This window comes from Halobacillus sp. Marseille-P3879, assembly GCF_900240285.1.
GTDB lineage: Bacteria > Bacillota > Bacilli > Bacillales > Halobacillaceae > Halobacillus_A.
This window is the reverse complement of record NZ_OESS01000003.1, coordinates 802,771-817,074: the sequence shown is the minus strand read 5'-3', so window position 1 is coordinate 817,074 and position 14,304 is coordinate 802,771. Positions and strand designations below refer to the sequence as shown.

Annotated in this window: 15 protein-coding genes and 1 tRNA gene; 4 read left to right on the top strand and 12 right to left on the bottom strand. The window is 39.8% G+C overall.

Annotated elements, in window-relative coordinates:
- The first annotated feature begins 11 nt into the window (after window positions 1-11).
- Both C1A12_RS18385 and C1A12_RS18380 read left to right on the top strand, forming a co-directional pair.
- Window positions 12-485: a hypothetical protein gene (locus tag C1A12_RS18385; RefSeq protein WP_101846240.1), complete on the top strand. Its 474-nt coding sequence runs from the start codon at window positions 12-14 to the stop codon at window positions 483-485.
- Window positions 482-988: a hypothetical protein gene (locus tag C1A12_RS18380; protein ID WP_101846239.1), complete on the top strand. Its 507-nt coding sequence runs from the start codon at window positions 482-484 to the stop codon at window positions 986-988. Before C1A12_RS18385 ends, C1A12_RS18380 begins: the two co-directional genes overlap by 4 nt.
- Window positions 989-1,050: 62 nt before the next feature.
- Here the strand turns inward: C1A12_RS18380 and C1A12_RS18375 are convergent, their stop codons facing one another.
- The 9 genes from C1A12_RS18375 to C1A12_RS18335 form a co-directional block, all read right to left on the bottom strand.
- Complete coding sequence (locus C1A12_RS18375; RefSeq protein WP_101846237.1) at window positions 1,051-1,812, bottom strand: ion transporter; 762 nt, start codon at window positions 1,810-1,812, stop codon at window positions 1,051-1,053.
- A gap of 254 nt (window positions 1,813-2,066) precedes the next feature.
- Window positions 2,067-3,416 carry an enolase C-terminal domain-like protein gene (locus C1A12_RS18370; RefSeq protein WP_373420487.1) on the bottom strand — a complete coding sequence of 450 codons (1,350 nt, stop codon included), beginning with the start codon at window positions 3,414-3,416 and terminating at the stop codon, window positions 2,067-2,069.
- A 27-nt stretch (window positions 3,417-3,443) separates the two neighbouring features.
- A complete protein-coding gene (locus C1A12_RS18365) occupies window positions 3,444-4,946 on the bottom strand; it encodes a tripartite tricarboxylate transporter permease (protein ID WP_101846235.1) in 1,503 nt (500 codons plus the stop codon).
- A gap of 18 nt (window positions 4,947-4,964) precedes the next feature.
- A complete protein-coding gene (locus tag C1A12_RS18360; protein ID WP_101846233.1) occupies window positions 4,965-5,369 on the bottom strand; it encodes a tripartite tricarboxylate transporter TctB family protein in 405 nt (134 codons plus the stop codon).
- Window positions 5,370-5,441: 72 nt separating this feature from the next.
- Complete coding sequence (locus C1A12_RS18355) at window positions 5,442-6,482, bottom strand: tripartite tricarboxylate transporter substrate-binding protein (protein WP_145997064.1); 1,041 nt, start codon at window positions 6,480-6,482, stop codon at window positions 5,442-5,444.
- Between the two features lie 89 nt (window positions 6,483-6,571).
- The gene (gucD, locus tag C1A12_RS18350; protein ID WP_101846229.1) at window positions 6,572-8,038 is read right to left on the bottom strand and encodes an alpha-ketoglutaric semialdehyde dehydrogenase GucD; all 1,467 of its coding nucleotides are present in this window, start codon (window positions 8,036-8,038) and stop codon (window positions 6,572-6,574) included.
- 35 nt (window positions 8,039-8,073) lie between these two features.
- On the bottom strand, window positions 8,074-9,003 hold the full coding sequence (kdgD, locus tag C1A12_RS18345) for a 5-dehydro-4-deoxyglucarate dehydratase (protein ID WP_101846227.1): 930 nt from the start codon (window positions 9,001-9,003) through the stop codon (window positions 8,074-8,076).
- Window positions 9,004-9,022: 19 nt separating this feature from the next.
- Complete coding sequence (locus tag C1A12_RS18340; RefSeq protein ID WP_235001659.1) at window positions 9,023-9,715, bottom strand: FadR/GntR family transcriptional regulator; 693 nt, start codon at window positions 9,713-9,715, stop codon at window positions 9,023-9,025.
- A gap of 454 nt (window positions 9,716-10,169) precedes the next feature.
- Complete coding sequence (locus tag C1A12_RS18335) at window positions 10,170-11,225, bottom strand: endo-1,4-beta-xylanase (RefSeq protein WP_306417020.1); 1,056 nt, start codon at window positions 11,223-11,225, stop codon at window positions 10,170-10,172.
- A gap of 501 nt (window positions 11,226-11,726) precedes the next feature.
- Here C1A12_RS18335 and C1A12_RS21715 point away from each other — a divergent pair.
- Window positions 11,727-11,861: a hypothetical protein gene (locus C1A12_RS21715; RefSeq protein WP_101846223.1), complete on the top strand. Its 135-nt coding sequence runs from the start codon at window positions 11,727-11,729 to the stop codon at window positions 11,859-11,861.
- 353 nt (window positions 11,862-12,214) lie between these two features.
- Here the strand turns inward: C1A12_RS21715 and C1A12_RS18325 are convergent.
- A tRNA-Ala gene (locus tag C1A12_RS18325) sits at window positions 12,215-12,287 on the bottom strand.
- 148 nt (window positions 12,288-12,435) lie between these two features.
- Here C1A12_RS18325 and C1A12_RS18320 point away from each other — a divergent pair.
- A complete protein-coding gene (locus C1A12_RS18320) occupies window positions 12,436-12,777 on the top strand; it encodes a general stress protein (RefSeq protein WP_101846221.1) in 342 nt (113 codons plus the stop codon).
- A 103-nt stretch (window positions 12,778-12,880) separates the two neighbouring features.
- On the opposite strand, the gene C1A12_RS18315 is transcribed toward C1A12_RS18320, so the two are convergent.
- The gene (locus C1A12_RS18315) at window positions 12,881-13,477 is read right to left on the bottom strand and encodes an aminodeoxychorismate/anthranilate synthase component II (RefSeq protein WP_101846219.1); all 597 of its coding nucleotides are present in this window, start codon (window positions 13,475-13,477) and stop codon (window positions 12,881-12,883) included.
- A gap of 25 nt (window positions 13,478-13,502) precedes the next feature.
- Window positions 13,503-14,303, bottom strand: coding sequence for a tryptophan synthase subunit alpha (gene trpA, locus C1A12_RS18310; RefSeq protein WP_101846217.1), 801 nt, complete (start codon window positions 14,301-14,303; stop codon window positions 13,503-13,505).
- Window position 14,304 lies beyond the last annotated feature (1 nt).

Sequence of the window (14,304 nt, the reverse complement as noted above, 5' to 3'; positions counted from 1 at the left end):
AGGGTAACACAATGACCTTTGCAATTTTCTTCTTTGCATCCTGGTTGATCACGGCGTTATTTTTAATCATCCCAAAAAAATTATCGACTATAGAAAATACATTCGTATTTATGATTATATTGATCATTAGTATTAATTGGTCATGGATTATCTATGAAGAGTTCAAGCTTGTGAATTTAACAGAAGAACCTATGGAATATGCAGCGTTTCTTTTATCAAGGAGTATTATCATTCCATTTGTTTTTATCACGCAGTTAAATCTGGTTTATGCAGTAACTTCTGTCACCCGGGTGGTTTTAACTATCCTTATGTCGTTCAGCTTCCTTCTTTTGATGTCACTGCTTTCACAAATCTTTAAAATAACGGAGTTTACAAACTGGAACCTCGGTTACGATGCTTTATATTATATATTTCTCTATTTAGTATCCTATGCCTCCCTTCTAATCTTTAGAAAGCTGGAGCTGAGTGAGGTGAGATCCACGTGAATTTGTGGGAAAACTTTGATAAAAATGAAATATGGATATTGGTCATGCTTGCTGTGGCTTACATTATTGTGTTTATTCTTGCAAGAAAGTTCTATCGGCATATCACAGCTTTATTTTTTCTATGGGGGTTTACGATAGGGGTCCTCTTTGATTTTACTATTGGTGGAGGATTGATGGATTATTACGTCCTGAATGATACCGATAAATACGAGGTATTCGACTTTTTATATTATCTTTTATTTGGTCCCTTCAGCTATATTTTCATTTATTTATACGATTCATTTAAAATCAATAAAAAAACTTTTATATGGTACATCGCAGTCTGGGCTCTTATTGGTACAGGAATGCAATGGGTGTTCACGAATATGGGTATCATTCAATTTAAAGAAGGGTACGAACTTTTTTATTCATTCCCTGTATTCTTAATGACCCAGACCATTACTGGATTATATTACGAGTTAGTTAAATCAAAAACCAAAGTGCTTTTACCTAAAACGAAATAATAATTAAGGCCGCCATTTTATTGATTCTAGTTACAATAAAAAGACGGCCTTTTTTTGTTCCTTTATTCCTGCTTTTCTTTAACCAATTTCTTTAACTCATTCAGTTCATTCATGATCTTTCTCGTATCTTCACTCTCCTGCTCCGAGTGTTCTGAGAGCTTCTGAGCATTATTTACGATTTCACCTACGATTAGATTTAAAATGATAAAGGTAGAAACAATAATAAACGATACAAAGTAAAACCAGGACCAGACCACTTCTTCAAAAATCGGACGGAAAACACCGCTGGCCCAGCTCTCCAACGTAAATACCTGAAATAACGTCAACGTACTTAAGCCAATATTTCCAAAGTATTCGGGAGCCACATCTCTAAAAAAGCTTGTCCCAATAATCGCGTACACATAAAAGATGATCCCCATAAGAATGGTAACTGACCCAATTGCCGGAATAGCCAGAAATAGAGCAGCAGTTAACCTGCGAAGCGATGGGACCACAGAAATGGTTCTCAAAACCCTGAGTACTCGAAGAATCCGCAATACACTTACAAGATGGGTATTATATAAGACTAAACTTCCAGCCACAATGACAAAATCAAAAACATTCCAGCCTTCCTTGAAAAAATGCAGGCGGTATACCCACAGCTTTAATACAATCTCAATAGTAAATATCGCCAGAACAAGGACATCCAGACCTATAAACATCGTTTCATAGTTTTCATAGAGGGACGAGTCTGTACTTAAACCAATAAGAACTGCATTAATGAGAATAACAGTCAATATAAATCTGGAAAACCACGGATGTTCAATAAAACTTTGCAGCTTCAACTTCTTTCCTACTTTCTAATCAACTATTTGCCAGGGTTAAATCAAGGCGGATTTTTTAACGTTCATTAATTATTTTATTATGGAATAGAAGTTTTGTACAAAAATAACCTCCAACTTTAGTAGAGTTACTTTCCTGATTCCAGAATACGGTGAGGCTGAATATAACTACTAAAAAATAACAAATAAAAGCGGTCTGCTGAACACAGACATATAAAAGGCTTTGTCCTCGGACAAAGCCTCTACTTAGATTTTTCTTATCTTACTAAGGAAGGTTGTTTAGGATCATACTTCCAACCTTCAATTAGATATTGCATAGCTGCCGAATCATCTCTGGCACCTAAATTCATTTCTTTATACAATTGAGCTGCATCTTCCAGTTTCTTTAAATCTACCTCTATGCCCAGGCCAGGTTTCTCAGGGAGTTCAACCTTTCCGTCCTTAATTTGATAAGGGTTTTTAGTAAGATGCTGACCATCCTGCCAAATCCAGTGGGTATCGATAGGAGTAATTTCTCCCGGAGCAGCGGCAGCCACATGAGTAAACATAGCGAGAGAAATGTCAAAGTGGTTATTAGAATGAGATCCCCATGTCAAACCCCACTCATTACACATTTGAGCAACTCGTACAGAACCACTCATTGTCCAAAAATGTGGATCAGCAAGCGGGATATCTACTGAATGAAGTTGCACGGCGTGCCCCATTTCCCTCCAGTCTGTAGCGATCATGTTTGTAGCCGTAGGCAACCCTGTAGCTTTCCTGAATTCAGCCATCACTTCTCGTGACGAATATGTGCCCTCTGCTCCGCATGGATCTTCCGCATAGGCCAGTACATCTTCTTTTCCTTTACACAATCGAACAGCTTCCTTAAGAGACCAGGCTCCATTTGGATCCAGCGTTATTCTGGCATTCGGGAATCTCTCATGTAAAGCAGTGACTGCCTCTATTTCCTCCTCACCTGTCAGTACCCCGCCTTTCAATTTAAAATCTTGGAACCCATACTTTTCATAAGTGGCTTCTGCGAGTCTAACTATTTTTTTCGGGGTGAGAGCCTCTTCATTCCTTAAACGAAACCATTCCTCTTCTGCATGGGATTCATCACGGTAAGGTAAATTCGTTTTGTTACGGTTGCCAATAAAGAACAGATATCCCAAAGTTGGGATTGATGTACGCTGGATTCCTTCTCCAAGTAAGGCGGCTGCAGGGACCCCTAAGTGTTTCCCCAGCAAATCGAGCAAAGCTGCTTCCAGGGCAGTAACTGCATGAATAGTGACCCTGAGATCAAATGTTTGGTTCCCCCTCCCCCCGGTATCCTTGCTGGAGAATTCTTTTTTCACCTTAGAAAGAAGATTCTTATATTCTCCAATCGATTTACCGTTTAGAAGAAGAGCCGCCTCTTCAATCGTTTCCTTAATCTCTTCTCCCCCCGGGACTTCCCCGGCTCCTATGTTTCCATGTGAATCTTTGATGATAACGACGTTTCTTGTAAAATAAGGGGCATGAGCGCCGCTTAAGTTTAACAGCATGCTGTCTTCCCCAGCTACAGTATAAACTTTTATCTGTTCAATACTTGGAATTTGATTTTTTGTGTGTAACGAAATTTCCAATTCATTCACTCCTCCGTAATCACTAAATTAAGCGGCTTCTTGATTAATGTTTTTTTTGTTCTTCTTATTACCAAAGAGAGAATACCCGAGAGCCAGTAGAATGAGCACCCAAAGGAAGACAGCCATAGGACCGTCAGTAAAAAATACGGTTAACTCCCCATTACTTCCTTTTAAACTGTCAATAAAATACTTCTCACACTGGGCTCCTAATATAAATCCAATTAAAAATGGAGGAATCTGTATCCCAATTTTCATAAATATATATCCCGCGAGACCAAACAACAGCAATGTCCATACATCAAACATTACTCCATTGTTAATGGCATAGGATCCGACCACACACATTACAACAATAATTGGGAAGATAATATATTTAGGGATGTACACAATCTTGGCAAAGTATTTGATAGAGAAAAACATCAAGATAAACATTACAATATTGGCGACGATTAAAGCATAGATGATACCATTCCATAAGTCTGGATTTGAAGTAATAAATAGAGGTCCTACTTCAATTCCCTGCAGTAGAAAGGCACCTATTAATATAGCTGTAGTACTGTCCCCAGGGATCCCTAAAGATAGGAGTGGGATAAGTGCTCCACCTATAAGCCCGTTGTTTGCAGATTCGCTGGATATTAATCCTTCGGGTTCCCCTTTTCCGAACTTTTCCGGTTGTTTAGAAAAGTTTTTGGCTTGAGAATAGGCGGTAATGGAGGCCGCGCTGCCCCCTACCCCGGGAAGCATCCCGACAAAAGTCCCTAATACAGAAGATCTCACTAAATTAACGCCTTGCTTCCTAAAGATGCCGAAACTAAATCCACTCTTTTTCCCCTTTTTCAGATCTATATCTTGATGAGCGGCTGGTTTCATCCCTTCTTCCGCCTCTTTTAACATCTGGCCAATGGCAAAGAGTCCAATTAAAACTGGTAGCAGAGTAAACCCATAATACAACTCTTCCTCCCAGAACCCGGGAACAAGTCTTAATTCATTGTTATCCGGGAATATCCCCATCAGACTTATAAATATCCCGAGCAGCCCGCTGAACATGCCTCCCAAAAGACTCCCTTGAGAAATAGAAGCTATAATGGTAAGGGCAAATATGATAATTAGAAACTTATCAACAGCGGAGAAGTCGATAGCGACCGAAGCCAAAAAAGGTGCACAGAAATACAAAATGAGTAAACTGAAAAAGCCTCCGATAATAGAAGCCGTGATTCCGACTTTTAAAGCCTTTTCTCCTTCACCATTCTGTGTCATAGGATAGCCATCAAACGTAGTACAAAGCGAGGAAGGCGTACCAGGAATATTTAATAATGTAGCAGGAACCAAACCTCCGCTAATCCCTCCAACATAAAGGCCTATTAAAAGTCCAATGGAATCGATCATTTCCAACGAATACGTGATCGGAAGAAAAATCGCTATAGCCATTGTTGCCGTCATACCCGGGATTGTACCGAATATCATTCCTATGAAGACGCCCAGAAAACAAAGAAGAATTGAAGTTGGTCCCAGTACTCCTAAGATCTCCATCTGGAATACCTCCTTTCATTAAGGCAGAGTGATATCAAAAACCCGGCCAAATACATACCAGACAACGATGGTCGTTGTTAAAGAATTTGTAACGCTTACCATTAACGCTTTTTTATTTACTCTTCCCATTAAAATAAGGGTAAGCACAATCATAAAAATTACCGTGGAAATAACAAATCCTAAACCATTCATGAGTAAGGGGTACACAAACAGTAACCCTAAGGAAGCGAAAAATTTTAACCGGTTAAAATCACTGGATAATAATCTCTTCATTGAGATAAACCCTTTTCTCTCCCTTATAAACTTGAGGACAAAACGACCAATCAACATGAGGATTGTAATACCAAGAGCTATAAGTACAATCTTCGGAAAGATAAGGTGATATTCACTGTAGGACATTTCTAAAGTTAACAGATCTTTCATGTATACACCTTCCTTCTTATAGAATAATGGGGATGAGAAGTGCAAAGGGTGCACTTCTCATCTGCAACAGGACTAATGAGAAATATCATCTAAGTCTGGTGCTTGTTCAATAATTTTGTTTACCTCTTCTCTTTTTTCTAAAAGATAATCTGTTGATTCCTCAGCAGAAATGTAATTAGTGATATAAGCATTCTTCGAAAGATCCTCTTGATAGCTCTCATTACTAACCACTTCTTCAAGCGACTGATCTAATTGCTCTACATAACTGTCCTCAATATCTTTAGGCATAAGGTAGAAGAACTCCTTATCGAACGTAAATTCTTCTCCATTTACGGTGATTCCCTGCTCGGCAAACGTAGGAATGTCATATCCTTCTACACGCTCACTTGCAGAGAGACCTAGAAACTTCATCTTAACCTTATCTTCAACCTCCTCTTTGGTGAACTCTGCGTTAGCTCCTATAGAACCATGAATAATATCAGCATTTCCATCCCAGAGAGCCTGATTCTTATCTTCCTGAGAGCCTGTTACATATACTTTGATTCGATCCGATACTTCTGTACCGAATTCTTCTTTCGCCCAAAGGTAATAGCCATCAAAAATGATTTCGGAAACCCCGCCAGCCTGAATAGCTACCGTTACTGTTTCATCAGGGTTCTCACTCAGCCATTCCGCCGACTCCGCCATCGTGTCATAAGGAGCGTCCCCGCTGGTTAGAAAAGCGTTCCCCGGGTTAATAGAGACAACAGGTCCAATTTCCCAATTTTCCAGTTTATTTTCTTCATTAAAGGCTCCGTACTCCACGCCCAGATAAGCCATATCGTGAAAGAACATGACAGTGCTTCCGTCATCTTTCGCTTTGCTTAATTCATCAAAAGCCTGCACTCCCCCGATAGCATCGACCTTCATGTTGGTGGACATCTCATCTTCTAAATACCTGGAAGCAGCTTCAGCATTTTGAAAGGTGTCCCCGCCTGTAGATGTTGATCCAATCACTACACGAACGCGGTCAGGAATTTCTCCACTGTTTTCACTGCCGCTAGTAGAACTTCCACATGCAGCCAGAACCAAAGCTAAAATAGAAATCAATACGACAACTAAAATTTTTTTCATTACACACCACTCCTCTCCAATTTTAAGCGCTTTCAATAATGCTGAAGAAAGAAGGAGCAATAGGAACTGCTCCTGCTTTCTTAATGTATTTACTTTACAAATACTGTTTTAATATTTGTAAAAAACTCCTTAGCAGCTTGTCCTTGTTCCCTCGAATGAGAGCTGGAACTCTTCATGCCGCCAAACGGGGCTTGTAACTCCACGCCTGCACTCTCAGCGTTAACTCTTACCAATCCTGCATCCATATGTTCCATGAAAGCTAACATCTTTTGGATATTAGTCGTAAATATTGAAGCACTAAGTCCATATTCTACGTCATTGGCAATTTCAATAGCCTCTTCTAAGTTATCCACCTTCATTAATGCGAGGACAGGACCAAAAATCTCCTCCTGGGCAATAGTCATATCTGAACTCACATTTTCAAATACTGTCGGTTCTACAAAATAACCTTGCGCATAATCACCGTCTGTCAAACGGTGGCCGCCAGTGAGAAGTTTTCCACCTTCTTCTTTTCCTTCATTAATATAATGCAACACAGTATGAAGCTGGTTCTCACTTACACTCGGCCCCATCCAACTATCGTCTTCCATTCCATTGCCTACTTTGATCTCCTGCACCTTGTGTAAAAGTTTTTCTTTGAATGTTTCATAAACGCTTGAATGAACAATTACTCTACTGGTGGCCGTACATTTCTGGCCGGTGGACTTCATCCCTCCACTTATCGTGGCCTCAACGGCCAGATCCAGGTCAGCGTCCTCCGCTACAATAACAGGATTCTTTCCTCCCATTTCGAGTTGATACTTGGCACCTTTACTCAGAGCTTGCTGGCCAATATGTTTTCCAACCTTATTGGATCCAGTAAACGATATTCCTTTTACATCTTTATGTGTGGCAATTCGTTCTCCAATCACAGATCCTGGTCCTGTAACCATGTTAATGATCCCCTTCGGAACACCCGCTTCCTTAAAACAATCCACTACTTTGGCACACGTCACCGCAGCTTCTGAAGCAGGTTTGATGACCACCGTATTGCCGTAGATTAATGCTGGAGCGGATTTCCACAAAGGAATAGCAACCGGAAAATTCCACGGGGTAATAACTCCTACAACGCCCAGAGGACTTCGTGTAGTAAACATTAAAGCATCTTTGTCCGTCGAAGGAATAACATCTCCCACTTCCCTCATTCCTTCTCCGGCATAATAACGCAGGATAGCTACACCTCTAGCAGTTTCACCCTTTGCTTCCGGGTAGGTCTTTCCCATCTCTCTTGTCATCGTTTCTGCTATATCTTCCGTCCGACTCTCGAGAATATCAGCCACTTTATACAAATACTGACCACGTGCAGCTCCAGTAAGTCCCTTCCATGAAGAAAGAGCCTGTTTTGCACTCTCAACTGCACGATCTAGATCTTCCTCTGTAGATTCAGGTACACTGCCGACAACCTCTTCAATATTCGCTGGATTATAATTCGTAATTACATTTCCAGATGATCCCTCAACCCATTCACCATCTATAAAATTATTAAAATTATTACGCTGATCTGTTTTAATTGTCATGTCACTATTCTCCTTCCATTTAATCTTGGGTAGCCTTAGCTATAGAGACGCCTTTTTGATGGATATTTCTTTAATGCTTTTTGAAGAATATCCTTAAATTCTTCATAGTGAGCCGGTTCTACAGGAAGTACAGGAGGGCGTGCTGTATTGTTTACCGGAAGTCCAACAATTTCCATACCTGCTTTAATAAGCGAAACTGCATACCCTTTCTTCTTTTTTCTAATATTATTAATCGGAAAAATAACTTCCTGATAGATGTCCTTGACTGTTTCTTGATCTCCATTTTTTAGCGCATCATAAAATTTGCGTGAAATATGTGGAATATAGTTGGAAATTGCAGAAGAATAACCATGAAATCCTAGAGGATGGTAAGCTGGCATAGTCACTTCAGCCATTGGCATGCCATTTAAAAATTCCAGCCTGTTTTCAAAACGATGAGTCAATTCAATATTCAACTCCATATTTCCATGTCCGTCTTTTAACCCTACTACTTGAGGATAGTCAACAAGTTTTTCTACTGTATCCGCTTTCAAAATTGCGTTATTTCGCTGGTAAATAATAGCATTCAAATTAGTAGAGGTGATAATCGATGTATAGTACTGCAGAACCCCTTCCTGTTCTCCTTCGATTAAATAAGGGGGAAGAATTAAATAACCATCCACCTGCTTTTTCTCTGATAGCTTTGCTTTGACTATGGCTTCTTGTATATTTCCTCCTACCCCGGTATATAAGGGCACCCTTCCGCGAACAGCATCAGCAGCAGTGTCAATCATTTGTTCATACTCTTGTAGATTCAGGCTCTGATACTCTCCCGAACCACAAGCAATAAAGATAGATTCTAATCCTTCATCTAAAAGAAATTCAATATTCACCTTTAACGCATCAACGTCCAGTTCGCCACCCTCATTAAAAGGAGCTACTGGAAAGCCAGCAATTCCTTGAGGGATTCTTTTTTCTATACTCATTAAACTCCTCCTTTATGAATTAGTAATGATCCAGCCTATTCCGTGCATGGTCCAAGTGGTGATACATCCTTTGATAGGCTGCTAAAGGGTCTTTGTTTTTCAAAGCTTCGTAAATCTCTTTGTGATGTTGAATGGTTACCTCTTTGTTTCGATTTTTCATAGGGATGTTTTCTAATGTTTTGTCATACATATTGAGAAGTGGATCAATGATTCCTTCAGTTATAGGGTTACTTCCGCTAAAAGCAATGATTCGATGGAATTCTTTATCGATCTTTAAGTAATCTCCTTCAGTTTTTTCCATTTCTTCGATGTTTTCTTCCAACCTTTTCAAATCCAATTCCGTTATTTTCTCAGCTGCTATCGCTACTAAACCGAGTTCTTGTGAAAGACGTGTTTCAATGATCGATTGAATATCACCTATCGATAAGGCCAGCATAATACGGTAGGGTTCACTACCTACCCGTTTAGTAAAAAACGTTCCTTCTCTAGTTTTTCGATGAACAACTCCTAGATTTTCTAAAGAAATCAAGGCCTCTCGTAATACTGGACGACTTACTTCAAGCATCTCCATTAATTCATGTTCGGAAGGCAGCTTGTCTCCCGCTTTCAACTGTCCGCTCATCAATAAATCAATAATTTCTTCAATTACTTGATTGGATAAAGTTCTTCTTTTGATATTTTTCATTGGAAATTTGCTGCTTTCTGCTTCCAATTCGCTTCCTCCTCTCTTTTATTAATTATCTTATGGTCAAATTGTAAGACAAATAAATTTATATGTCAATTTAAAATATTAGGAAAATTTATTTGTCTTACAAATAAACTTATAGTTATGTCCTATTGCAGAAAAATATAGAAGCGATCGAATCGTCTATAATATTTCAGAAAACAAAAAAGCCCTGACCTGGTCAGGGCTTTTTTGTTGCCGTTAGGAGCGAAAGCCCCTAGTATTAAACAATTATTTAAACCATCATCTTAGTAAGGAAGAACAGGACATTATTATCGCGACTCCACTGATTTACTTCTGACGGGTCTGTTCTCCTTCTTGAGTGAAGCAATTACCCAAACACCAGTCCTTTCTTAAACATTAACCTATCAACTATCCCTCGTAATAAAAAAGCAAGAAAGAAATCAGCTTCACTATTCTGAAGCTGATTTCTAAAAAGTACTTAGTCAATAATAGCCCAATAGGAAGGCTTTAATTTGTAGTTTGGATCAAAAACAAATGGTGCATCTTTGCCGAGGCCATCATCACTGTACTGACTTGCACGGTCATCCAGCCATGTATGATTGTCGGCAATACCCCAGAACGTTACACTGCTGATGTCAGCATCTAATTCTTCATATAGTTTGAACAACTGGTCATAGCGATCAGCCTGTGCTTCAAGAATATTTTCTTCACTGTTTACAATTTCTTCATATGTGTTGTACTTGCCACTTGGCGGCCAGCCGTACAAGCTTACATCCAGCTCAGTAACCTGGTTATCTAATCCGAGGCTGGAAAACATTTCAAAAGAAGTTCTAGTATCATCGATGGAAGGCCATCCGATTTGAATGTGCGCTTGATGACCGACACCATCAATCGGCACACCTTCATCTAACAACCCTTTCACAAGATTATATAAATTCTCTCTTTTTGTCGATTCTTCTGTATTATAGTCATTGATATAAAGATTGGCATCTTCCCCGCCATACTCTCTGGCTGTTTCGAATGCTACTTTAATATAGTCTGTACCAGTAAGCTGGTACCAAGCACTGTCACGCATGCCATCGGTTTCTGGAGAGGACCCATCCGCAACTGCTTCGTTAACAACGTCCCAAGAATCTACTACATCCTTATAGCGTGTAACGACTGTTTTAACATGAGTTCTTACCCGCTCCAGCAGAAGCTGTTTGTTTTCCTCACGTTTTTCTGGATCCGTTTCATCGACCATCGGGTCTCCTTCTTTATCTAAAAAGAACCAGTCCGGTACCTGGCTATGCCAAATCAATGTGTGAAAACGAAGGTCCATGTTATTCTCTTCAGCAAACTTCACGATCTTATCCGCTTCTTCAAAGTTGAATTCGCCCTCTTCAGGCTGAATATTAATTGGTTTCATTACATTTTCAGCTACAATACTGTTGTAATGTTTCTTTAAAACCTGGGCGCTTTTTCCTTTTAGCTGGTAAGGTTCCACAGCTGCGCCAATTTTAAAAGAATCCTCATATCTTTCATCCAGTTCCACAGGGGCACCCATCGCGTTTCAGGAGTTTTCATATGCAGCGCTGCCAACTCCTGCAGGCAGTAACAGGGCCAAAGCTAGTCCAGAAACTAGTCCCGAAATAATTGGTTTACGTAAGACTTTTAACATGTTTTAATCTCTCCTTTTAAAAGATTTTTTCAAGCTTTAAAAGTCTCTTCATAACCTCCTTTTAATAATAGTCGTTTTGGAAGGGCTTTCAATTTTAGGTAACCGCATATGTAAGTAGCCCTTTCATAGAAAATCATATCATCATTAACTTAGTTCGTACAGTATACAAACTAAGTTTTAAGAAAATTAAGAAAACGGAACTATTCCTTTCGTAAGTAACATAGTACATATGGACTGTTTTAAATAAAACTGACAAGAGGAAGGGTTTTTTCTGTCTATTTTGTAAATATAAAGCGGGATCAGGAATTCGTTGCCTGACCCATTAGCCTTGCATAAGGAGCTTTCCCCTACGATAGTTAAAAATTACATCAGCAGTTGAGCAGTCTAAGGAATCACATCTTGCCTGTTTTCGGTTCAAAAAGAATTGTAAACATTAAAACCATTCAATTTATTAGATTCTTAGATGATAAAAGTTATGTGGAAAATTTATTGCTTAGGCGCTCTTTTTAGGGGATTTAGAAGAGGTTAGTTCACTGCGCTAGAATGGTCTAATATTCACTTCGAAACTAATGAAATTTAAGTTGTTAATAACATTGTAGGTACTCATAAGGGAAAGTCTATAGTCAAGGATCCAAAAATAAGGGCCTAAAAAGCATCTGTAGTTATGCCAGAATGGTATATGCAACTTTTAAAGGAATATCATAAACAATGGAAGATAGAAATAATGAAGATGATGGATTTCTGGGAGGGTGAAGCAGGAGTATCTTTTCCACCACAGAACAGGTAAAGTGTTGTATTTAAGGGCTTGCAATCCATTTAATAGACATAAGAAAAACCCTTGCAGCACAAGGGTTTTGAAGTAGTGGAGCATAGCGGGCTCGAACCGCTGACCTCTACACTGCCAGTGTAGCGCTCTCCCAGCTGAGCTAATGCCCCGTATGTTTTCTCGACAAGAACTATTATATAATGAATACTCTTAAAATATCAAGAGAAAAATTCATTCTCTTTTCCAATATCTCAATTCGATTACATCCGTTTAGGTCTTCTTCATACCGGGAAACTCGTGCACTAAGGAGGCGATCTTATGAAACCCAAATTTAAAGTCTTTCACGATGACGAGCATTTGAGTGAATCTATTGAGAAGATCCGTAAAGATGGAGTAAATGATGATGACATTTACATTCTGGCTCACGATAACGACCATGTAAGACGTAGTAAAAGAAAAACAGATGCCAATAAAATTGGTGTGAAAGAAACGGGTCTTGGCACGGCGACAAAGAATATTTTTAGAGGAAAAGATGACAAATTAATATCAAAAATGAAAGAAATAGGTTTTGAACAGGATAAAGCGCAGAAGCTGGAAAAAGAATTAGATAAAGGAAAATCCTTGTTGATTGTAACCAATCATGACCAAGTTAATTTCTAATGGCCTTTAATAATAGGCCATTTTTTCTATCCTTCTCCCCTTAGAAAAACCTATCTTCCCACCTCACTTCAGTGTGAGATCAAAAGATAGGTTCACTCCGTAACTACTCTGCTATAGCTTCCTCTTTCCCTTCTTTCAGCTGCTCCACCAGATTCTTCAACAGCTGCATCCCATCATTAGTTCCGATGGATTCAGGATGAAACTGAACAGCTTCAATTGGGTATTCCAGATGCCGTATACCCATAATTTCTCCTTCAACGGTAGCCGCCGTAATTTCAAAGCACTCAGGAACGTCTTGTATATCAACAATCAAAGAATGGTAGCGCATTGCTTCCATAGGGTTATTCAAGCCTTTGTAAATCGAACGGCCATCGTGGAAAATTTCGGAGCTTTTGCCGTGCATCAGACGATCGGCACGCACGACTTTGCCTCCGAAAACCTGGGCGATGGATTGGTGTCCCAGACAGACACCAAACATTGGGATCCTTGCCTTATATCGATCGATCACTTCCAGAGTTATCCCTGTTTCGTCCGGAGAGCATGGTCCCGGTGAAAGAAACAAAAGATCCGGCTGCAGCTCGTCAATCTCTTCAAATGTAACTTCATCATTTCGTCTAACGATCACTTCTTCTCCCAGCTCACCTAAGTACTGGACAAGGTTGTAGGTGAAGGAATCGTAATGGTCGATCATATAAATCACTCTGCTCAGCTCCTCTACTCTAGATTCATTTCACAAGTTCATGAATCTCTTGTTGAAAGCGTTCGAGTGCTTCCTTTTCTTTTCCATTATCAAACGCTTCTAATTCACCTTCAATTAATCGAATAATTTTACTTCCAATAATGACACCATCGGAATGCTCTCTCACTAGCTGTACGTCCTCGTTAGTTGAAACACCGAATCCTACAGCTACCGGCACCTTGCTATGTTCTTTTACTTTTTTAATAAACGATAAGGTTTCAGCTGACATTTGATTGCTTCCACCGGTAACCCCTAGTGTAGATACGCAGTATAGAAACCCTTTGGCGTGCTCGGCAATTTGCTTGATCCGCTTATCAGAATTAGGAGCTACAAGCGAAATAAACTCCACGCCCTTTTCTTCAGCCAGGCCACGAATTTCTTCACTTTCCTCATAAGGAAGATCAGGGATGAGTACTCCCTCAGCTCCATTTTCCTCAAGCATTTCAAAGAAACGGTCGTACCCCAGCTGCAGTACTGGATTATAATAGGTGAAAATTACCACAGGAATCTTAACTCCTGCTTCACGCAGTTTCGGTACGAGCTCAATCGCTTTCGTGAGGGACATCCCTTGCTTTAATGCCCGCTGAGCGGCTCTTTGAATGGTAGGTCCATCGGCAAGTGGATCGGAATAAGGCACCCCTAATTCTAGAATGTCCGCACCGGCTTCCTGCAGCTTTAAAGCAAATTGAATGGTCAGCTCAGGAGAAGGATCACCTGCTACAACAAACGGGATGAATAAGTCTTCAGTTTTTGTAAGCTTTCCTTGAAACGATGTTTGTGTCAGCATA

Coding starts and splice junctions, on each gene's coding strand:
- kdgD (WP_101846227.1), bottom strand. CDS start 9,003: ATGAGTATAGAAAAAAGAATCCCTCAAGGAATTGCTGGCTTTCCAGTA.
- C1A12_RS18355 (WP_145997064.1), bottom strand. CDS start 6,482: ATGAAAAAAATTTTAGTTGTCGTATTGATTTCTATTTTAGCTTTGGTT.
- C1A12_RS18360 (WP_101846233.1), bottom strand. CDS start 5,369: ATGAAAGATCTGTTAACTTTAGAAATGTCCTACAGTGAATATCACCTT.
- trpA (WP_101846217.1), bottom strand. CDS start 14,303: ATGCTGACACAAACATCGTTTCAAGGAAAGCTTACAAAAACTGAAGAC.
- C1A12_RS18365 (WP_101846235.1), bottom strand. CDS start 4,946: ATGGAGATCTTAGGAGTACTGGGACCAACTTCAATTCTTCTTTGTTTT.
- gucD (WP_101846229.1), bottom strand. CDS start 8,038: ATGACAATTAAAACAGATCAGCGTAATAATTTTAATAATTTTATAGAT.
- C1A12_RS18385 (WP_101846240.1), top strand. CDS start 12: ATGACCTTTGCAATTTTCTTCTTTGCATCCTGGTTGATCACGGCGTTA.
- C1A12_RS18320 (WP_101846221.1), top strand. CDS start 12,436: ATGAAACCCAAATTTAAAGTCTTTCACGATGACGAGCATTTGAGTGAA.